The sequence below is a fragment of the Geothrix oryzae genome, assembly GCF_030295385.1.
GTDB classification, from domain to species: domain Bacteria; phylum Acidobacteriota; class Holophagae; order Holophagales; family Holophagaceae; genus Geothrix; species Geothrix oryzae.
In genome coordinates this window covers 539,610-556,257 of record NZ_AP027079.1, presented here as the reverse complement: position 1 = coordinate 556,257, position 16,648 = coordinate 539,610, and the positions used below count along the sequence as shown (strand labels likewise).

26 protein-coding genes, 1 tRNA gene and 1 riboswitch are annotated in these 16,648 nt (G+C 68.1%); of the genes, 22 read left to right on the top strand and 5 right to left on the bottom strand.

Features of this window, described 5'->3' with window-relative positions; translation table 11 throughout:
- The first annotated feature begins 41 nt into the window (after positions 1-41).
- From QUD34_RS02520 to QUD34_RS02450, 15 genes are all read left to right on the top strand, one after another.
- Complete coding sequence (locus tag QUD34_RS02520) at positions 42-362, top strand: DsrE family protein (protein WP_286355018.1); 321 nt, start codon at positions 42-44, stop codon at positions 360-362.
- 115 nt (positions 363-477) lie between these two features.
- Complete coding sequence (locus QUD34_RS02515; protein WP_286355017.1) at positions 478-885, top strand: DUF3788 family protein; 408 nt, start codon at positions 478-480, stop codon at positions 883-885.
- 88 nt (positions 886-973) lie between these two features.
- Positions 974-1,360 (top strand): VOC family protein, encoded by a 387-nt coding sequence (locus QUD34_RS02510; RefSeq protein ID WP_286355016.1) that lies wholly within the window; start codon positions 974-976, stop codon positions 1,358-1,360.
- Between the two features lie 111 nt (positions 1,361-1,471).
- Complete coding sequence (locus QUD34_RS02505; protein ID WP_286355015.1) at positions 1,472-1,924, top strand: hypothetical protein; 453 nt, start codon at positions 1,472-1,474, stop codon at positions 1,922-1,924.
- A 196-nt stretch (positions 1,925-2,120) separates the two neighbouring features.
- The gene (locus tag QUD34_RS02500) at positions 2,121-2,393 is read left to right on the top strand and encodes a hypothetical protein (protein ID WP_286355014.1); all 273 of its coding nucleotides are present in this window, start codon (positions 2,121-2,123) and stop codon (positions 2,391-2,393) included.
- 53 nt (positions 2,394-2,446) lie between these two features.
- Complete coding sequence (locus QUD34_RS02495; RefSeq protein WP_286355013.1) at positions 2,447-2,986, top strand: hypothetical protein; 540 nt, start codon at positions 2,447-2,449, stop codon at positions 2,984-2,986.
- A 6-nt stretch (positions 2,987-2,992) separates the two neighbouring features.
- The gene (locus QUD34_RS02490; RefSeq protein WP_286355012.1) at positions 2,993-3,526 is read left to right on the top strand and encodes a flavin reductase family protein; all 534 of its coding nucleotides are present in this window, start codon (positions 2,993-2,995) and stop codon (positions 3,524-3,526) included.
- A gap of 137 nt (positions 3,527-3,663) precedes the next feature.
- Positions 3,664-4,191, top strand: coding sequence for a GNAT family N-acetyltransferase (locus QUD34_RS02485; RefSeq protein ID WP_286355011.1), 528 nt, complete (start codon positions 3,664-3,666; stop codon positions 4,189-4,191).
- A 29-nt stretch (positions 4,192-4,220) separates the two neighbouring features.
- Positions 4,221-4,751, top strand: a complete 531-nt coding sequence (locus QUD34_RS02480) for a GNAT family N-acetyltransferase (protein WP_286355010.1) — start codon at positions 4,221-4,223, stop codon at positions 4,749-4,751.
- Between the two features lie 31 nt (positions 4,752-4,782).
- Entirely contained in the window at positions 4,783-5,325 is a 543-nt protein-coding gene (locus QUD34_RS02475) for a dihydrofolate reductase family protein (RefSeq protein WP_286355009.1), read from the top strand.
- Between the two features lie 43 nt (positions 5,326-5,368).
- On the top strand, positions 5,369-5,941 hold the full coding sequence (locus QUD34_RS02470) for a hypothetical protein (protein WP_286355008.1): 573 nt from the start codon (positions 5,369-5,371) through the stop codon (positions 5,939-5,941).
- Between the two features lie 110 nt (positions 5,942-6,051).
- The gene (locus QUD34_RS02465; protein ID WP_286355007.1) at positions 6,052-6,453 is read left to right on the top strand and encodes a cupin domain-containing protein; all 402 of its coding nucleotides are present in this window, start codon (positions 6,052-6,054) and stop codon (positions 6,451-6,453) included.
- Between the two features lie 28 nt (positions 6,454-6,481).
- The gene (gene rlmF, locus QUD34_RS02460; RefSeq protein ID WP_286355006.1) at positions 6,482-7,477 is read left to right on the top strand and encodes a 23S rRNA (adenine(1618)-N(6))-methyltransferase RlmF; all 996 of its coding nucleotides are present in this window, start codon (positions 6,482-6,484) and stop codon (positions 7,475-7,477) included.
- 49 nt (positions 7,478-7,526) lie between these two features.
- Positions 7,527-7,928, top strand: coding sequence for a hypothetical protein (locus tag QUD34_RS02455; protein WP_286355005.1), 402 nt, complete (start codon positions 7,527-7,529; stop codon positions 7,926-7,928).
- A gap of 69 nt (positions 7,929-7,997) precedes the next feature.
- The gene (locus QUD34_RS02450; RefSeq protein WP_286355004.1) at positions 7,998-8,321 is read left to right on the top strand and encodes a hypothetical protein; all 324 of its coding nucleotides are present in this window, start codon (positions 7,998-8,000) and stop codon (positions 8,319-8,321) included.
- Between the two features lie 13 nt (positions 8,322-8,334).
- Here the strand turns inward: QUD34_RS02450 and QUD34_RS02445 are convergent, their stop codons facing one another.
- Positions 8,335-9,246 carry a glutaminase gene (locus QUD34_RS02445; protein WP_286355003.1) on the bottom strand — a complete coding sequence of 304 codons (912 nt, stop codon included), beginning with the start codon at positions 9,244-9,246 and terminating at the stop codon, positions 8,335-8,337.
- Positions 9,247-9,288: 42 nt separating this feature from the next.
- Between QUD34_RS02445 and QUD34_RS02440 the strand changes: the two genes are divergently transcribed.
- Both QUD34_RS02440 and QUD34_RS02435 read left to right on the top strand, forming a co-directional pair.
- Positions 9,289-9,792 carry a DinB family protein gene (locus tag QUD34_RS02440; RefSeq protein WP_286355002.1) on the top strand — a complete coding sequence of 168 codons (504 nt, stop codon included), beginning with the start codon at positions 9,289-9,291 and terminating at the stop codon, positions 9,790-9,792.
- Complete coding sequence (locus tag QUD34_RS02435; protein WP_286355001.1) at positions 9,789-10,322, top strand: DUF4199 domain-containing protein; 534 nt, start codon at positions 9,789-9,791, stop codon at positions 10,320-10,322. Before QUD34_RS02440 ends, QUD34_RS02435 begins: the two co-directional genes overlap by 4 nt.
- Positions 10,323-10,343: 21 nt before the next feature.
- On the opposite strand, the gene QUD34_RS02430 is transcribed toward QUD34_RS02435, so the two are convergent.
- On the bottom strand, positions 10,344-10,787 hold the full coding sequence (locus tag QUD34_RS02430) for an NUDIX hydrolase (RefSeq protein ID WP_286355000.1): 444 nt from the start codon (positions 10,785-10,787) through the stop codon (positions 10,344-10,346).
- The gene (locus tag QUD34_RS02425; RefSeq protein ID WP_286354999.1) at positions 10,787-11,317 is read right to left on the bottom strand and encodes a DUF4337 domain-containing protein; all 531 of its coding nucleotides are present in this window, start codon (positions 11,315-11,317) and stop codon (positions 10,787-10,789) included. The genes QUD34_RS02430 and QUD34_RS02425 overlap by 1 nt, the downstream gene beginning before the upstream one ends.
- A gap of 210 nt (positions 11,318-11,527) precedes the next feature.
- On the opposite strand from QUD34_RS02425, the gene QUD34_RS02420 reads away from it, so the two are divergent.
- Positions 11,528-12,406, top strand: a complete 879-nt coding sequence (locus QUD34_RS02420; RefSeq protein ID WP_286354998.1) for a caspase family protein — start codon at positions 11,528-11,530, stop codon at positions 12,404-12,406.
- Between the two features lie 71 nt (positions 12,407-12,477).
- Here QUD34_RS02420 and ahcY read toward each other — a convergent pair whose 3' ends face one another.
- Positions 12,478-13,875: an adenosylhomocysteinase gene (gene ahcY, locus QUD34_RS02415; protein WP_286354997.1), complete on the bottom strand. Its 1,398-nt coding sequence runs from the start codon at positions 13,873-13,875 to the stop codon at positions 12,478-12,480.
- Between the two features lie 62 nt (positions 13,876-13,937).
- Positions 13,938-14,025: riboswitch (S-adenosyl-L-homocysteine riboswitch) on the bottom strand.
- Between the two features lie 256 nt (positions 14,026-14,281).
- On the opposite strand from ahcY, the gene QUD34_RS02410 reads away from it, so the two are divergent.
- The 4 genes from QUD34_RS02410 to radC all read left to right on the top strand — a co-directional run bounded on the left by QUD34_RS02410 (position 14,282) and on the right by radC (position 16,305).
- Positions 14,282-14,596: a ComEA family DNA-binding protein gene (locus QUD34_RS02410; RefSeq protein ID WP_286354996.1), complete on the top strand. Its 315-nt coding sequence runs from the start codon at positions 14,282-14,284 to the stop codon at positions 14,594-14,596.
- A gap of 9 nt (positions 14,597-14,605) precedes the next feature.
- Positions 14,606-15,109 carry a pilus assembly FimT family protein gene (locus tag QUD34_RS02405; RefSeq protein ID WP_286354995.1) on the top strand — a complete coding sequence of 168 codons (504 nt, stop codon included), beginning with the start codon at positions 14,606-14,608 and terminating at the stop codon, positions 15,107-15,109.
- Entirely contained in the window at positions 15,109-15,552 is a 444-nt protein-coding gene (locus tag QUD34_RS02400; protein ID WP_286354994.1) for a hypothetical protein, read from the top strand. Before QUD34_RS02405 ends, QUD34_RS02400 begins: the two co-directional genes overlap by 1 nt.
- A gap of 72 nt (positions 15,553-15,624) precedes the next feature.
- Complete coding sequence (gene radC, locus QUD34_RS02395; RefSeq protein WP_286354993.1) at positions 15,625-16,305, top strand: RadC family protein; 681 nt, start codon at positions 15,625-15,627, stop codon at positions 16,303-16,305.
- Between the two features lie 182 nt (positions 16,306-16,487).
- On the opposite strand, the gene QUD34_RS02390 is transcribed toward radC, so the two are convergent.
- Positions 16,488-16,580 (bottom strand) — tRNA-Ser (locus tag QUD34_RS02390).
- Positions 16,581-16,648 lie beyond the last annotated feature (68 nt).

Sequence of the window (16,648 nt, the reverse complement as noted above, 5' to 3'; positions counted from 1 at the left end):
GGCCACTTGGCTTCTTTCGTTGGACTCACGGAGTGCCACCCATGAAACTCGGCGTCATTCTCGAAACCAATGAACCCGAAAAAGCGTGGAATGGGGTCCGATTCTGCAACGCAGCGCTCAAACAGGGCCACGAAGTCCAATTGTTTCTGATGAGCGCTGGCGTCGAGGCCGAATCCATCACGCACGAAAAATACGATGTTCGGGCCCAGCTCTACTCGTTCGCGGAAAGCCAAGGAACAATCAGGGCTTGCGGAACTTGCATCAGGAGCCGCCATCAGAACGAATCCGAGGTCTGTCCCATGTCAACCATGGACGATTGCCTCCACATGGTCGAATGGGCTGATAAGGTCATCACCTTTTGATGAACCCTCGTGAACGGGACTCCAGCCCGACTCGGATGCCGCCTCTGCGAGGCCTCATCCCGCCCACGCGCCGCCACAGGCGCAGCCGATCAGCTTCTTTCATCAGGCCTCCCGCATGGCCGTGAACCCCAACCCTCCCAGCACGACCGAGCTCAAAGGCGTATTGGGCCCCGCTCTGGCGGTTTGGCATGGGGTCCTCAGCCACGCCAGAGCAACCCATGCGCCCCTGGTCGAAACCTGGAAGCCTTCGAAAACGGAATTCGGCCGCATGTGCCTGCTCCAGCAGAAGAAGCGGACCCTGCTCTACCTCACGCCCGACCAGGGAAAGGTCTGGGTGGCGGTCATTCTGGGCGAACGCGCCTTTCACCTTGCCCTTGCCAGCTCGCTTCCCGGCGGAATCAAGAAGCTGTTACTCGAAGCCAGACCCTATGCCGAAGGTCGCGGAATCCGTTTCGCGATCCATTCTCCAGATGAGCTTGCGTCGATCGTTACACTGCTTGACATCAAAACGGCCCTCTCGTAAACCAGCTGGGCCCTCCGCTCAGCTTGGACCCCATTCGCCAGATCGCAGCTGAAGCCCACCTCTCCCCCCATCGCACATCGGAGGTTCCATGAAACGAGTCACTGGCATCGGTGGCGTCTTCTTCAAGGCCAAAGACGCCCCAGCCCTGCGGGCCTGGTACCAGCGGCACTTGGGGGTCGATGTCCAGGCCTGGGGCGGGGCTGCCTTCGATTGGACCGACGCCGAAGGCAAGCCGGTCGCAGGGACCACGGCCTGGTTGATCGATCCGCAGGAAAGCGACCACTTTGCTCCGAGCACCGCGCCCTTCATGGTCAACTACCGGGTGGAGGACCTTCCCGGCCTGATCAAGGCCTTGAAGGAAGAAGGCTGCCATGTGCTCGATCCGATGGACGAATCCGAGTACGGGAAGTTCGCCTGGGTCATGGATCCAGAGGGCAACAAGGTCGAGCTCTGGGAGCCCCCGGCCGGCCAGTGACCACGGCCCTCGGCCTCTGCATGAAGCTGCACCCCCGTCCTCCGCTCGGCGCCCCGGTGCCGGCGGGACCTGCTAGCCTCCTTCGTGAGACCCCCTTCAAAGGAGCCACCCATGCTCGTTGGTCGGAACCTGGTTTTGCCCCTCCTGCTGGCCCTGATGGCCCTGCCGATGGCGGCTCAGGGTGCCCTGAAGTGCGCCGCCAAGGAGCTGCCGTCCCACCCCTTCGTTTCAAGCGATCTCAGCGTCACCATCACGGCCCTTTCGGGCTACAAGGTTTTTGATCGCGAGCGGAAGTTCGCGGGCCGGGCCAGAGTGGAGGTCACGGTGGAAAACAAGGGAGCTGCGTTCAAGCGGTTCGACCCGCAAGATCTGAGCTTCGTCGGGAAAGATGGCGTTCAGGTGTTTCCGGTCTTCGAGAGGAACCTCGCGGATGACACGCTGCCCATGTCGCTGCGCCTGGCCCCTGGCGCTCGGGCCTCGAGGGAGTATGCCTTGACGGGCCGCCTGGCCTTCCCCACCAAGGTGTACTTTGGGGACGCGCTGGTAGCCGAGGTTTCCGAGTAGCAGATCGAACGCTCCACGCCGCTCGATCCCATCCACCTTTCATTCCCAGAGGCGCGACACGCGAACCGCACACCTGGCCTCCCTGGGTACCCTGGCCCTGCTGTGGGCGGGTTGCACTCCGCTCGTCACCGGACACCACGGGGAAAAGGACCTTCGCATCACGGGAGAGTGCGCCAAGGAGGGCGAGTCCACCTATGTGAAGGTTCTGATTTCCTCCACTGCGGGAGACCGGCCCTGGAAGGTCGAATTCATCGGCGGCCAGCCGGAAGATCTGGGCATGGAGACCACCCCGGATTTCCTCCGCCTTCGATGGAAGCTGGGCAAAGACCATCTGCGCGCCCTGGGCATCCAGCCCTACGAGCTGCAGATCACCTCCGGCGATCGGGTGTTCAGGGCCCGCATCACCTTCCGGACCACCTCGGAGCAGATCATCTCGGCCGTGGTCGGATCACTGATCCGGATCCACTGAATCCGGCTGACACCATCCTCGGCCAGCCCCTCTCGCCACCCCCTGGGGACACCATGACCAAAGCCGCCGCCATCCTGCTCTGCCTCATCGGCTGGCCCACATGGGCCCAGGTCCAGGCCCCGAAACCCGATGCCTGGGCGCCGATGCGGTTCATGGTCGGGGATTGGCAGGGCACCGCCTCGGGCGAACCCGGGACGGGGACGGTCGTCCGCCATTACGAATTCATCCTGGGCGGTCAGTTCATGCACGAGCGCAACACCTCCACCTTCCCGCCCCAGGAAAAGAACAAGGCGGGCGAAGTCCATGAGCACTGGAGCCTCTTCAGCCACGACAAAAAGCGGAAGACCCTCCTCTTCCGGCAGTTCCATCAGGAAAGCTTCGTCGTCACCTACGCGCTCAACCCGGCCCTGAGCACCCCTTCCAGGCTGGTCTTCGACAGCGAGCAGGCCGAGAACATCCCCAGTTCCTGGAAAGCCCGCGAGACCTACGACCTGATCTCGGCCGACGAATTCACCGAGACCTTCGAGCTGTCGCAGGCAGGCAAGCCCTTTGCCGTCTACAGCCGCAACCATTTCAAGCGCCGCCAACCCTGAGCGCCCATGCCCAGACGAGCCCTCGCCCTCTCCAAGGTCTACGGCTTGCTCGAGCCGGGGCCCGTGGTCCTGCTCACGACTGCACACGGGGGACACCGCGACATCATGGCCCTGTCCTGGCACACCATGATGGAGTTCGAGCCGCCCCTGGTCGGCTGCGTCATCAGCAACCGCAACCACTCCTTCGGCCTGCTGAAGACGACCCGGGAGTGCGTCCTCAACATTCCCTCTGTGGACCTGGCGGAGCAGGTGGTGGGCTGCGGCAACACCTCCGGGCGGCGGGTGGACAAGTTCGCCCGGTTCGGCCTCACGGCCAGGCCCGCTTCGCGCGTCGCCGCGCCCCTCATCGCCGAATGCTTCGCCAACCTCGAGTGCCGAGTGGTCGATACCCGGCTGGTGCCCAAGTACTGCTTTTTCGTGCTGGAAGTCGTCAAGGCCTGGAAGGATGCCGCCCTGCCCCCGCAAACCATCCACCACCTCGGGCGGGGCGAGTTCGTGGTCTCCGGGGAGCACCTCAAACTCAAGTCGAAGATGAAGTAGGGAGCGCCGCGGAGGTCCGGGCCCTTTCCCATCCATCCGCGCCCAGGGATCGCAGTAACCTGAACGGACCTTCCGCCCAGGCTGGGGCCGCACGCGGGCACCGTTTGGCGCACCCTTCGATCACGCAAGGAGCAGGCATGATCCCGCAGCTCACCATCCGGGACCTCCGCCCGACCGAGGCCGATGCCCTGGGCCGGCTCATGGTCGAGGTGTACTCGAGCCTCGAGGGCTTCCCCACGCCGGACGAGCAGCCCCGCTACTACGAGCTGCTCGCCCACATCGGCGACTTCACCCAGAAAAAGGATGCCCGGGTGCTCGTGGCACTGACCGGAGAGGAACTGGTGGGCGGCGTCGTCTATTTCGGCGACATGGCCGAATACGGATCCGGCGGAACGGCGACCACCGTCCGGAAGGCTTCCGGCATCCGCCTGCTCGGCGTCAGCCCCAAGTCCCGGAATCTGGGCGTGGGCAGGGCCCTGACCCAGGCCTGCATCCAGCTGGCCCGGGAGAAGGGGCATGCCCAGGTCATCCTGCACACGACGCAGGCGATGCAAATCGCCTGGCAGCTCTATGAGCGGCTGGGCTTCGTGCGCTCGGAGGACCTGGACTTCTCGCAGCAGGACCTGCCGGTCTTCGGATTCAGGCTTCCCCTGACGCCCGCCTGACGCCTCCCTTCCTTCCTCAGGTCACCTCCATGCTCCCACCCGCCTGGTCCCTGCGACGCCTGGCCTCGGTCGACGAGGCGCAGATCGACGGCCTCGCCAGCTTGTTGATCGACTGCGTCGAGGGCGGGGCCTCAGTGGGCTTCATGCAGCCGCTGACCCGGGACCGTGCCACGGCGTTCTGGCGCCGCATCGCCCGGGGCGTGGCGGCGGGAGAACGCGCGCTGCTGATCGCCGAGGATGCCCACGGCATCTGCGGCACCGTGCAGCTGGTGCTCGACCTGCCCGAGAATCAGCCCCACCGCGCCGACCTGGCGAAGATGCTGGTGCATCGCCGGGCCCGCCGCCAGGGGCTGGGTGCGGCCCTCATGCGGGCCGCCGAGGGCACGGCCCGGGACTGCGGCCGGACGCTGCTGGTGCTCGACGCCGTCACCGGGGGCGAGGCCGCCCGCCTGTACGCGGGCCTGGGCTGGGTGCGGGTGGGCGAGATCCCCGGGTACGCCTTGTTCCCGCAGGGCGGACCGTGCAGCACGACCGTCTTCTACCGCGACCTCGGCGGCTGAAGGCCCGGCCCACCCAGGGAAGGAGGTCCCGATGACTGCATCGATCTTCATTGGCGCCAGCGTGGATGGCTTCATCGCCCGCCCCAACGGGGACCTCGACTGGTTGCCGGCGGACGGGGGCGAACCCCACGGGTACGACGAGTTCATGGCCAGCGTGGATGCGCTCGTGCTCGGTCGCCACACCTTCGAGAAGGTCCTGACCTTCGGCGCCTGGCCCTATGGGAACAAGCGCGTGGTGGTCCTGAGCAGCCGGCCTGTCGATGTGGCCGCGGCCGTCAGGGACGCCGGGGGCGTTGGAGCCGCCGTGGAGCACATGGCCGGCGCTCCTGCCGAGATCGTCTCCAGGCTTGCCGCGAGCGGTGCCCATCACCTGTACATCGATGGCGGGATCACCCTCCAGGCCTTCCTGCGCGCCGGGCTCATCCAACGCCTGATCATCACGCGCGTCCCGGTGCTCCTCGGCGAGGGGATCCCCCTCTTCGGCAGCCTGCCCCGGGATGTGCGGCTGACCCACATCGCGACCCGGGCCTTTCCCAGTGGCCTGGTTCAAAGTGAATACCAGGTCGCCACCTAGCCTCCCCGCTTCCCCTGGATCCCTCCGGCCCCGACGAAACCCCATGACCGACACCTTCCACGCACGCCTTCCCACCCTCGCGGACGCCGACCTGCGGCGGATCCTGGAGCATTCCTCGGACTACCGCACGGATGCGGTGGAGGCCGCCCTGGTGGAGCTCGGCCGGCGGGGCCATCCCGTCAGCGAAGACGAGGGGGCGCGGATCCGGGCCAGCCTCGCGCGGCGCGACGCGGACCGGGCGGCCTCGGGCTGGGAGCACGCCGACCTGCTGGGGACGGGCCGCGCCTCCCGCCTCGCCCGCATCCGCGGCATCACCAGCCTCCTGCTGGCCGGAGGCCTGGGCAGCGCGGTCGCCCTCTACCTCACGGCCCCGCCCAGGCGGCCCAACCCCCTCGGCTACGAGCCCGAGGACACCAAGCGGTACCTGCGCGATCTGGAGCTCTACGGCGGGAAGGCGAATGTGCTGGCCACCGAGTTCCGGCGCTGGTTCGACGGGTTGTGGCAGGGCCGGAAGCTGGCCTATACCGTGGCCACGCTGACGGTCCTCCTGGCCTTCGGCTTCTGGTTCCTGGCCACCCGCTCCCTCCCCGAAACCGAGGTTGAGCCCGAAGCCTGAGCCCGAAGCCTGACCCCGAGTCCTCATGCCGGGGGCCCGGGCTCCTTGACGGGCCGCCGGGAGGGGCCATGTTGGAGCCCTTCGCCCTGGAAGGGCCCCAAGGAGGAACCATGACCCGTGCTCCCGCCCTGGCGACCGTCCTCGGCCTCGCCGCCTCCCTGGCCCCGGCCCAGGACCCGGCCAAGACCGATCCCGGGAAGTACATCGTGATCCTCGAGAATGCGCGGACGCGGGTGCTGGAGTTCCGGGACCATCCTGGCGACCGGACTCATGCCCATCGCCACCCGGATTCGGTGCTCTACGCCCTCAGCGACTTCGCCCGGCGCCTGACCTTTCCGGACGGGAAATCCATGACCCGGACTTTCAAGAAGGGTGATGTGGTGTTCCTGGAGGGCCAGATCCACATCGGCGAGAACATCGGCGCCAGCGACACCCATGTGATCCTCGTGGAATTCAAGGAGCCGCCGCCATCGCCCCCGCCATCGCCCGGGGCGACCCCGGCCCTTCCCTGAATCGCCCCGGCCGGCGGACACTGACCGGATGCGATCCCGTGCCCCGAAGCCCGCCCCAAAGCCCGCACCAGGCCCGCCCCGGCCCGCCAAGCCGGGGCTGCATCCCCGCAATCGGCACGCCGGGGGGTACGACTTCCCGCAGCTGGTGAAGGTCTCTCCGGACCTGGCGCCCTTCGTGGTCCGCGCGATCCATGGCGGCCCCTCCATCGACTTTGCGGATCCGGCGGCCGTGAAGGCCCTGAACCGGGCCCTGCTCCTCCAGGCCTACGGCGTCCGCGGCTGGGAGCTGCCTCCCGGGTACCTGTGCCCACCCGTGCCGGGCCGCGCGGACTACCTGCACCACCTGGCGGACCTGCTGGCGGCCTCCAACGGAGGCGCGATCCCCCGGGGCCCGGGCGTGCGCGTCCTGGATGTGGGCGTGGGCGCCAACGCCATCTATCCCCTGGTGGGTCACGGCGAGTACGGCTGGTCCTTCGTGGGCTCGGACATCGATGCAGCGGCCCTGGCCTCGGCCGCGCGCATCCTGGCGGCCAATCCCGGCCTGGAGACCGTCATCACGCTGCGGCGGCAGCCGGACCGGGGGTCGATCTTCGCGGGCGTGCTGGACCCCGGGGAGCGCTTCGACCTGACGCTCTGCAACCCGCCCTTCCACGGGTCGCTGCGCGAGGCCCGGGAGGGCACCCAGCGGAAATGGCGCAACCTCGGGCGCGGCGCCTCTGCCAAACCCCTGCTCAACTTCGGCGGCCAAGGGGTCGAGCTCTGGTGCGAGGGGGGCGAGGCGGGCTTCGCCCGGCGCATGGTCGCGGAAAGCCAGGCCCTCGGCACCCAGGTGCTCTGGTTCACCACCCTGCTCTCCAGCTCCGCCAGCCTCCCCGCCGTCCACCGGGCCCTGCGGCAGGCGGGGGCGGAGGAGATCCGTATCGTGCCCATGGCCCAGGGCCAGAAGCAGAGCCGCTTCGTGGCCTGGACCTTCCTGCCCCGGGAGGCCCGGGAAGCCTGGCGAAGCCGGTGGGAAGGGTTGTGATCCAATATTTCGGACAACTCAGTATGATTTATGGGTTGCCGGAGTTCCCATGTCCTTCCTTCGCATCCTCCCCGCCCAAATCGCCCTGCTGCTGCTGGCCGCCCTGTTCATGCGCCTGGGCTTCCCGCTGATCATGATCGTCCCCATGACCGTGCTGCTCATGCTGGGGCTCCTGGTGCCCTGGGCCGAGGCCCGGGCCCTGATGGCGGGCGTCATGGGGTTCTGCTCGCTTCTCTGGGCCTTCATGACCTGGCTGCGGGTGCAGGAGCGTCTGGCCTACGGCGAGCCCTGGTCCCGTCTGGCCGGGATCCTCATGGGCGTGACCCTGTTCACCGCCTGGTCCGCCTGGCTGGTGTGGAGCGCCCGGAAGGGGGACCAGCACCGGTTTGGAACCTCCGACCCGGGCATGACTGGCATCGGCACGACCGGCCTGGACCAGTCGGCCACCTAGAGCCTGACCGCCCCAAGACCGAATGTTCGAGGTGGGTCCGCCCGATGCACCCGCCGCCGGAGGTCCTCCATGTTCCTCCTTCGCCGCCTCCCCGCCTGCCTCGCCCTCCTGATGCTGGGGGCCCTGTCCCTGCGCCTGGGCCTGCCCTTCCCCCTGGCCCTGCCGCTGACCCTGGCGGCCCTGGTGCTGCTCTTCATCGCCAAGGCCGCAATCCAGACCGCGCTGTCCGCAGGGCTCTGGCTCGGCGCCGTCGCCTGGCTGGGCACGGCCTGGATGCGGGTGGACGAGCGACTGGCCCATGGCGTGCCGTGGTTGCGCCTGGCCCTCATCCTGGGTGCCGTGGCCCTCATCACCGCCTGGGCGGCGTGGCTGCTGCGCGGCAGGAAAAACTGAGCGCGCCTGGAAGCTAGAAGACCGACCAGCCCGTGCGGGTGGTGAAACGGTCTAGGGCCTCCACCCCGGCCACGCTGTTGCCGTGGAGGTCGAGGGCGGGGCTCCAGGCGCACAGGACGCCGCGCTCGGGCAGCACCGCCAGGATGCCGCCCCCCACGCCGCTCTTGCCGGGCAGACCCACGCGGTAGGCGAAGTCGCCGGCCGCGTCGTAGGTGCCGCAGGTGAGCATGATCGCGTTGATGCGCTTGGCTTCGCTGCGGGTGAGCAGGCGCGAACCGTCGGCCCGCAGGCCGTGGTTGGCCAGGAAGAGGCCCGCCTTGGCGAGATCCGCGCAGCTCATGGTGAGGGCGCACTGTCGGACATAGTGGTCGAGCACGCGCTCCACGGGGTTCTCCAGGTTGCCGCAGCTGGCCATGAAGTGCGCTAGGGCCGCGTTCCGGTGCCCGTGGGCGGCTTCGGAGGCGGCCACCTCGGGATCCAGGTCCACCGCCGGATTGCCGCTCTCAGCCCGCAGGAAGGCCCGCAGGGTGCCCAGGGAGTCGCCCGTTTGCGAGAGCAGGCGGTCGATGAGGATGAGGGCTCCGGCATTGATGAAGGGGTTCCGGGGAATGCCCTTCTCGTATTCCAGCTGCACCAGCGAATTGAAGGGGTTGCCCGAAGGCTCGCGGCCCACGCGCTTCCACAGGGTCTCGCCATCCCCGGCGAGCACCAGGGCCAGCGAGAAGGCCTTGGACACGCTCTGGATGGAGAAGGGCGCGCGCCAGTCGCCGCTGCCGAAGAGCTGCCCGTCCACCGTCGCCAGGGCGATCCCGAACCGCGCGGGATCCACCGCCGCCAGGGCCGGGATGTAGTCCGCTACCTTGCCCTGCGCCGCGAACGGCGCGGCCTCTGCGGCCAGGTCATCGAGGAGGGCTTGAAGATCCATGCCCCCAGAATCCCACAGGCCTTCGGGTTTAGGATGGTCCCCATGACGCCCCTCGCCGCCGACCTCCTCCCCCTGTTCCGCCGCGACCTGCGCTGCTTCATCCGCGAGGTCGGGCTGTTCCCCGACGATGCGGCGCTCTGGCGCGTGGTGCCGGGCATCGCCAACAGCGCGGGCAACCTGGCCCTCCACCTCGCGGGCAACCTGCAGCATTTCGTGGGCGCCGTGCTGGGCGGGACGGGCTACGCCCGCCAGCGCGAACGGGAATTCACCCAGCGCGAGGGCTCCCGGGCTTCTGTCATCGCGGAGCTGGAAGCCGCCCTCGTGGCGGTGGAGGCGGGCCTGGTGGCCCTGACCCCGGAGGCCCAGGTGGCCCCCTTCCCGACTCCGGTGGGGCCCCACCGCCCCCCCACGGGGATCTTCCTGATGCACCTGGCCACGCACCTGGCCTTTCATCTGGGCCAGGCAGGCTACCTGCGCCGCGCCCTCACGGGCGATCCGGCCAGCGCCGGAGCCATGGCCGTGGCCGACCTGCTGGAGCAGCGATGACCGATCCGCGCAGCACCCCCACCCCCGCACCCACCGCCACCCCCGAGGAAGCGCTGCTGACCCCCCTCCGGGCCGGCGCCCTGCTGGGCGTCCTGGTGGCCCTGTGGACCTTCACCATGGGCTTCACGGGCTGGTACCGGCACCCCAACCTCCTCTTCCTCTTCTGGCTGGTCATCCCCCTCCAGATCGTGGTGCTGGTGTGGATGCTCCGCAGGACGGCCCCCACCGCGGGCTACCTGCGCCAGGTGCAGAACGGCGTGGGGGCCTCGGTCATCGCCTCGATGATCATCTTCATGGCCAGCCTGCTCTTCACGATGGTGGTGTTCCCCAGCTACTTCGCCGAGCTGGAGGCCCTGGGCCGGATCCAGATGGCGAAGCAGGGGCTGAGCCCCGAGCAGATCGAAGCCGTGGTGAAGGCCCAGGCCCCCATGCAGAAGCCCCTGGGCAGCGCCTTTGCGGGCGCCCTGGGCACCTGGATCACGGGCCTCTTCACCTCCCTGGTGGCCGCGGCCTGGTACCGGAAGCGCTGAGGGCCGAGCTCAGGCCGGGCTTCAGCGCTCGTTCCGGATCGCCGCCACGAGGTCCAGCGGGAAGCGCCGGCCCGCGAGGGCGTCGTCCAGGCAGCGCAGCACCCAGCCCGAGCGCAGCCGAGCGGCGGCCAGTTCCGCGCGGGTGAGCCAGTGGCACCGAAGGATGTCGGGATCCTCGGGCACGGCCTCGCATCCAGCAGGCACCGTGCCGGTGAAGCACACCCGGAAGTAGTCCTTCCCGTTGGCCGCCCTCAGCGGATAGAGACCCACGATGGCCTGGGGCGTGAAGGCCAGCCCCGTCTCTTCGCGCACTTCGCGGCGCACGGCGTCGAGGAGCGCTTCACCCGGCTCCACATGGCCCGCCGGCTGGTTGATCACAGGCAGGCCGGTGACCTTGTCGGGCTCCTCCACGAAGAGGAAGCGCCCCTCCCGTTCAATGACGGCGGCGACCGTGAGGGCCCACATCAGGCGGGGAGGAACAGGAAGAAGCCGTTGATGAAGTAGACGAGGCCCACGAGCCCCACGGCGAGGCCCAGGTAGTAGACCGGCTTCTGCTTCAGGAGGGCGGCGATGGAGGAGAGGAGGATGGCGATCTGGAGAAAGATCCCCGCCAGCCCGAAGGCCGTGCCATGGCCCTGCGCCTCGGTCTTCACCGCCTCGAAACGCCGGGCCTCCTTCTGGATCTCCGCCTTCTCGCCTTCGTATTTCGCCGTCTTCTTCTCCACATCCGCGAGGCTCTGCTCCAGCAGCGGCACGGCGGCCTTCGGCGCCAGCTGCAACTCGCGCTTGAGCCGGAGGGCCTCCAGCTCGTAGAGGTTCCCCTTGATGCCCTTGGCCTGGTAGTAGGCCCACTGATCCGACGCCTGGCTCTGGCTCAGCACGGCGCGGGTGGAATGGCCGCCCCCCTTGAAGGTCGCCAGAGTCGCGCAGACGGCCAGGACCACCGTGGTCAGGGCCAGCAGGTTCAGCCAGGGTTCCTTCTTCTCATCGCTCATGGGACTCCGCCGCAACAAGGTTTCATCATTCCATGGAACCGCGGCCCGGCGCTTGCCCCAGCCTCCGTGCGGCTTATCGTAGGTGCTGGAGCCATCTGGGATGTGCGTGGTGTGCCGCAGTCCTCCTCTGATCCGGCGCGTGCCCTCCGTTGCCACGACGAGCAAGTTCCCCGTGCCTCATGCGCCCCGAGCGAAGCCAAGGAGGTTTCCATGCTCCACCGCACCGCGCTTTGCATCGGGATCAACCAGTATCAGCACTTCCCCTCGGCCACTCTGAGCGGCTGCGTCAACGATGCCCAGGACATGGCGTCGCTGCTGAAGGATCTGCTGGGCTTCGAGGATTCCGACATCACCCGGCTGTCCGATCAAGCCGCCACGAAGGCCAACATCATGCGCGAGCTGAAGCGCATGGTGGAGGGCGCCCTGGCCGGCCGGTACGATCATCTGGTCTTCACCTTCTCCGGTCACGGCACACAGGTGCCCGACCTGAACCTCGACGAATTCGACCGGGCGGACGAGGCCTTCTGCCCCCATGATCTGGCCCCGAGCGGACCCCAGTGGGACCGCGATCACCTCATCGTGGACGACGAACTCCACGACCTGTTCGTGCAGCTGCCCTCGACCGTGATCCTCGAGGTGCTGCTCGACACCTGCCACAGCGGCGCGGGACTTCGGGCCGCGGACCTGCTGATGGACCGCCGACCCCGCTATCTGCCGCCGCCGTCCGTCGAGGCCTTCCGCGACATCGAATACCGCCACGCCCGGCCCGCCCACCAAAAGCTGCTGGAAAAGGGCCTGTCGCACCACATCCTCTGGACCGCCTGCAAGCAGAACCAGACCGCCGCGGATGCCTTCCTCGACGGGGCCTGGCACGGCGCCTTCACCTACCACTTCTGCCGGGAGGCCCGGGCCAGCGGCAACCACCTCTCCCGGGCCAAGGTGCTGGCCAAGATCCGCTCGGATCTCGGCGTCGCCCACTTCACGCAGACGCCGCAGCTGGACTGCGAGGCCGTCACCCGCCACGCCGTCATGAGGGCCGAGGCGGTGCCCGCCAATGTGACGCCCCTGCCCACGGACATGCCGACCTGACCTGGACTCCCACCCGAAATGAACAGGGCGCCCTTCGGCGCCCTGTTTATGGAAGCACGCGGCGCTTCAGCCTAGTAGCGGTAGTGGTCGGCCTTGTACGGGCCTTCGACGGCCACGCCGATGTACTTGGCCTGGTCGGGGCGCAGGGTCGAGAGCCGGACGTTCAGCGTCTGCAGCTGCAGGCGCGCCACCTGCTCATCCAGGTGCTTGGGCAGGGTGTAGACGCCCACGGGGTAGTCGCTCTTCTTCGTCCACAGCTCGATCTGGGCCAGGGTCTGGTTGGCGAAGCTGCTGCTCATCACATAGCTGGGGTGGCCCGTGCCGCAGCCCAGGTTCACCAGGCGGCCCTTGGCCAGCAGGATGATACGGTGGCCGTCGGGGAAGATCACATGGTCCACCTGGGGCTTGATCTCCTCCCACTGGTACTTCTCGATGCCCGCGACATCGATCTCGCTGTCGAAGTGGCCGATGTTGCAGACGATGGCGTTGTGCTTCATGCGGGCCATGTGGTCGTGGGTGATCACATGGAAGTTGCCCGTGGCGGTTACGAAGATGTCGGCCTTGTCGCAGGCTTCGTCCATGGTGACCACGCGGTAGCCCTCCATGGCCGCCTGCAGGGCGCAGATGGGATCGATCTCGGTGACCCACACCTGGGCCGACAGCGCGCGCAGGGCCTGGGCGCTGCCCTTGCCGACATCGCCGTAGCCGCAGACCACGGCGACCTTGCCGGCGACCATCACATCGGTGGCGCGCTTGATGGCGTCCACCAGGGACTCGCGGCAGCCGTAGAGGTTGTCGAACTTGCTCTTGGTGACGCTGTCGTTGACATTGATGGCGGGGAACTTCAGCTCGCCCTTCTTGGCCATCTCATACAGCCGGTGCACGCCGGTGGTGGTCTCTTCCGTCACGCCCTGGACCTTGGCGAGCTGCGCGGCGTACCAGCCTGGCTTCTCGGCGATGCGCTTGCGGATGGCCGCAAAGAGCACGGTGGCCTCCTCGCTGTCGGGATGATCCAGGACATGGAGGTCCTGCTCGGCCCGGGCACCCAGGTGCAGCAGCAGCGTGGCGTCGCCGCCGTCGTCCAGGATCATGTTCGCGCCGGCTTCAAAGTCGAAGATGCGGTGCGTGTAGTCCCAGTAGTCGGGAAGGGTCTCGCCCTTCACGGCGAAGACCGGGGTGCTGCCGGCGGCGATGGCGGCGGCGGCGTGATCCTGGGTGCTGAAGATGTTGCAGCTGGCCCAGCGCACCTCGGCGCCCAGCGCCTTCAGCGTCTCGATGAGCACGGCGGTCTGGATGGTCATGTGCAGGGAACCGGCGATGCGCGCGCCCTTGAGGGGCTGCTTCGCGGCGTATTCCTTGCGGATGGCCATGAGGGCGGGCATCTCGCCCTCGGCGATGGCGATCTCCTTGCGGCCCCAGGCGGCAAGGCCGAGATCGGCGACGATGAAGTCTTGGGTGGCGACGGTCATGGGACCTCCACGAAGGGCGGGAACGACGGGCGGGGCAACCCACCTCATCGACCCCGGACGGGGTGAGGTGAGCGCCGTTCCAGAATCGGAAGCGTCCGAGCCTGAGATCCCTCGCCATGCGGGCGGAGTCCTGCAGCGCTCCTCGGACCCCTTCAGGATAAGCGGTTCCGACAGGTGTTCACGGGAGGGATTTTTTGGGGTTCTAAATTTGTCACTTTAAATAATTTATTATAAAATTTATAACAAAAAATAATTATTGAAATAATTATAATTACTAAATATTTATGAAATTTTGTCATTTTTTTAATACATAATTTTTCAGATTAAATTTTTTATTTATACAAATAAACAACTTATTAACTGGCACAACCCTCGATTGGTATGGCTTGCCTGAAAGGAGGCAACCATGTCCAACCCCTTCACCACCCTGGCCCTGGCGCTCGCCCTGGCCCTTCCCCTCTCCGCCGCGCCGGATCGCGCCCCCCAGGCCCCCCAGCGGCCGGTGAACCTCAACACCGCCACGGTCACCGAGCTCATGCAGTTGCCCCGCATCGGGCAGAAGACCGCCGAGCGCATCGTGGCCTTCCGCAAGCAGCACGGCGGCTTCCAGCGGCCCGAAGAGCTGATGAATGTGAAGGGCATCGGCGAGAAGTCCTACGCCAAGCTCAAGCCCTTCCTGGCCCTGTCTCCCGTGCCGCGCCCCGCGGCCGCCAAGAAGTAGGGGGCCGCCATGATCCCGGGCCGCCGCCGAAGCACTCAGCAGGGCTCCTCCCTGCTGGAACTCACCGTCGCCATGGGCGTGGCCGCCGTGCTGGCCGCGGTGGGGCTCTTCCACCTGGACGCGGGCGCCGCCGAGCTGGCGGCGGCCCACCAGGAGATCCGCGGCAGCCTGGATCAGGCCTTTACCCTGGCCCGCGCCCGGGGCACGAATGTCACCGTGGCCCTCGGCAGGGCCGGCGGAGCCGGCGAGCACCTGCCGGTGCAGCTCGGCCGCCGGGTGAAGTGGGGCAAGCCCGCCCACATCCCCCTCCCTCCGGACATGGATGCCGACAGCGTGGCGGCCACCATGGGCGAGTCCCATGCGCTGTTCACGGTGACGCCCCGGCGCACGGCGCTGGCCGGCGCCTGGTTCCTGAACGACGGCCAGGAGGCCCTGTGCATGCGCCTGTCGGGGCACGGGCGCCTTCAGGTGCTGCGCTGGCGCCGCGACCGCCGGGTCTGGACGAGGGCCTGATGCCGGCCCCGCTGTCCCACCTCCCCCGCCTCTTTCAAACCCTGGCCTCCTGCCTGCCGGCGCCCCTCTGCCCGCCCCTCCGGACCGCCCGGATGGAGCTGTGCCGCAGCCTGCACCTGGCCTTCCGCCTGGCCGCCACCCACCGCCGCGTGGTGGTGCTGGAGCCCTGCCAGGGCCCCTCTGAAGGGCGGATCTCCGTGCGCCTTCCCGCCGGGGTGGACTGGGGCTGCCCCGCAGCCGTTCCCCTTCCGCCAAGCCTGGCGGACAGCGGATGGCGGGATGGCCGCCCGCGACCCATCACGGTCATGCCCCAGCGCCGGGCCGCGGCGAATGTCTGGTTCCTCCACCACGGCCAGGAGGCCCTCTGCCTGCGCCTGGAGCTCTCGGGAACCGTGGAGCTCCTGCGGTATCGCCCCCTGCTGCGGGCCTGGACCCGGTGCTGAGGGTCGGCCCTCCCGGAGGAACGCCGGCCCGCTGCACCCACCCAATGCCGTCCCCATCGACCGGAGCCCTGCATGCGAATCCTCGATCTTTCCCCTGACCAGCGCCCCCGGGAGCGCCTGCTGGCAGGCCACGGCGAAGGGCTGTCCGATGCCGACCTCCTGGCCCTGCTCTGGGGCACGGGGCGCCAAGGCCAGAGCGCCGTGGAGCTGGCGCAGTCGGTGCTCGGCCGCACGGGCGGCCTGGCAGGGTTGCTGGCCCTGGGGCTCAGCGACTGGCTCGTCCAACCGGGCCTCGGCCCCGCCAAGACCGGGCAGCTCTGGGCCGCCCTGGAGCTCGCCCGCCGGGGTTCCCGCAGCGCCGAGCGCCTGCGCATCACCAGCCCCCGGGCCGCGGGCACCTACCTGCTGCCCCGCTGCCGCGGCTGGACGGAAGAGCGCTTCGGCCTGCTGGCGCTGAACGCCAAAGGAGACCTGCTGGCGGAGCGCATCCTCAGCCAGGGCACCGCCACGGCCACCCTCATCAGCCCGAGGGAGTTCTTCCGCGAAGCGCTGCGCTACGGCGCCACCACCGCCCTGGCCTTCCACAACCACCCCAGCGGCGATCCCACCCCGAGCCGCGAAGACACCCAGCTCACCCGCCGCCTCCTCGCCGCTGGCGAGTCCCTGGGCGTGCCCCTCGCCGACCACCTCATTCTCGGCCATGACCGCTACCACAGCTTCCGGGCGGCGGAGGGGTGGGACCAGCGGAGTTGACGGTCGGGCCGGCGATTCCGTGACTTCGAATCCCCCGCTCCCCGCCATGCCCGCCTTCGCCCATCGTTCCAGCGGTCCCAACAGGGGGATTCCCCCCGGGGCCACCGCTGCGCGGCGTCCCCTCCGGCCGCACGAATCGCCCTCTCCCCGCCATGAAAGAAGCCGCCTTGCGGCGGCTTCAGTGGCGGAGAGAGGGGGATTCGAACCCCCGGTACTGGTTTACCCAATACACTCGCTTAGCAGGCGAGCCCGATCGGCCACTCCGGCATCTCTCCAAGGCTTTCCAGATTACCGTTGGGTCGGTTCCGGCACAAGGCTTCTTGCCGGGAGCCGCGTCCCGCCT

What these genes read in the sequence shown, in the direction of transcription:
- QUD34_RS02470 (WP_286355008.1), top strand. Translation starts at nt 5,369, where the DNA reads ATGACCGACACCTTCCACGCACGCCTTCCCACCCTCGCGGACGCCGAC.
- QUD34_RS02455 (WP_286355005.1), top strand. Translation starts at nt 7,527, where the DNA reads ATGTCCTTCCTTCGCATCCTCCCCGCCCAAATCGCCCTGCTGCTGCTG.
- QUD34_RS02480 (WP_286355010.1), top strand. Translation starts at nt 4,221, where the DNA reads ATGCTCCCACCCGCCTGGTCCCTGCGACGCCTGGCCTCGGTCGACGAG.
- QUD34_RS02475 (WP_286355009.1), top strand. Translation starts at nt 4,783, where the DNA reads ATGACTGCATCGATCTTCATTGGCGCCAGCGTGGATGGCTTCATCGCC.
- QUD34_RS02520 (WP_286355018.1), top strand. Translation starts at nt 42, where the DNA reads ATGAAACTCGGCGTCATTCTCGAAACCAATGAACCCGAAAAAGCGTGG.
- QUD34_RS02420 (WP_286354998.1), top strand. Translation starts at nt 11,528, where the DNA reads ATGCTCCACCGCACCGCGCTTTGCATCGGGATCAACCAGTATCAGCAC.
- QUD34_RS02495 (WP_286355013.1), top strand. Translation starts at nt 2,447, where the DNA reads ATGACCAAAGCCGCCGCCATCCTGCTCTGCCTCATCGGCTGGCCCACA.
- QUD34_RS02425 (WP_286354999.1), bottom strand. Translation starts at nt 11,317, where the DNA reads ATGAGCGATGAGAAGAAGGAACCCTGGCTGAACCTGCTGGCCCTGACC.
- QUD34_RS02485 (WP_286355011.1), top strand. Translation starts at nt 3,664, where the DNA reads ATGATCCCGCAGCTCACCATCCGGGACCTCCGCCCGACCGAGGCCGAT.
- QUD34_RS02440 (WP_286355002.1), top strand. Translation starts at nt 9,289, where the DNA reads ATGACGCCCCTCGCCGCCGACCTCCTCCCCCTGTTCCGCCGCGACCTG.
- QUD34_RS02400 (WP_286354994.1), top strand. Translation starts at nt 15,109, where the DNA reads ATGCCGGCCCCGCTGTCCCACCTCCCCCGCCTCTTTCAAACCCTGGCC.
- ahcY (WP_286354997.1), bottom strand. Translation starts at nt 13,875, where the DNA reads ATGACCGTCGCCACCCAAGACTTCATCGTCGCCGATCTCGGCCTTGCC.
- QUD34_RS02490 (WP_286355012.1), top strand. Translation starts at nt 2,993, where the DNA reads ATGCCCAGACGAGCCCTCGCCCTCTCCAAGGTCTACGGCTTGCTCGAG.
- QUD34_RS02450 (WP_286355004.1), top strand. Translation starts at nt 7,998, where the DNA reads ATGTTCCTCCTTCGCCGCCTCCCCGCCTGCCTCGCCCTCCTGATGCTG.
- QUD34_RS02405 (WP_286354995.1), top strand. Translation starts at nt 14,606, where the DNA reads ATGATCCCGGGCCGCCGCCGAAGCACTCAGCAGGGCTCCTCCCTGCTG.
- QUD34_RS02430 (WP_286355000.1), bottom strand. Translation starts at nt 10,787, where the DNA reads ATGTGGGCCCTCACGGTCGCCGCCGTCATTGAACGGGAGGGGCGCTTC.
- QUD34_RS02435 (WP_286355001.1), top strand. Translation starts at nt 9,789, where the DNA reads ATGACCGATCCGCGCAGCACCCCCACCCCCGCACCCACCGCCACCCCC.
- QUD34_RS02465 (WP_286355007.1), top strand. Translation starts at nt 6,052, where the DNA reads ATGACCCGTGCTCCCGCCCTGGCGACCGTCCTCGGCCTCGCCGCCTCC.
- QUD34_RS02515 (WP_286355017.1), top strand. Translation starts at nt 478, where the DNA reads ATGGCCGTGAACCCCAACCCTCCCAGCACGACCGAGCTCAAAGGCGTA.
- QUD34_RS02410 (WP_286354996.1), top strand. Translation starts at nt 14,282, where the DNA reads ATGTCCAACCCCTTCACCACCCTGGCCCTGGCGCTCGCCCTGGCCCTT.
- radC (WP_286354993.1), top strand. Translation starts at nt 15,625, where the DNA reads ATGCGAATCCTCGATCTTTCCCCTGACCAGCGCCCCCGGGAGCGCCTG.
- rlmF (WP_286355006.1), top strand. Translation starts at nt 6,482, where the DNA reads ATGCGATCCCGTGCCCCGAAGCCCGCCCCAAAGCCCGCACCAGGCCCG.
- QUD34_RS02445 (WP_286355003.1), bottom strand. Translation starts at nt 9,246, where the DNA reads ATGGATCTTCAAGCCCTCCTCGATGACCTGGCCGCAGAGGCCGCGCCG.
- QUD34_RS02510 (WP_286355016.1), top strand. Translation starts at nt 974, where the DNA reads ATGAAACGAGTCACTGGCATCGGTGGCGTCTTCTTCAAGGCCAAAGAC.
- QUD34_RS02505 (WP_286355015.1), top strand. Translation starts at nt 1,472, where the DNA reads ATGCTCGTTGGTCGGAACCTGGTTTTGCCCCTCCTGCTGGCCCTGATG.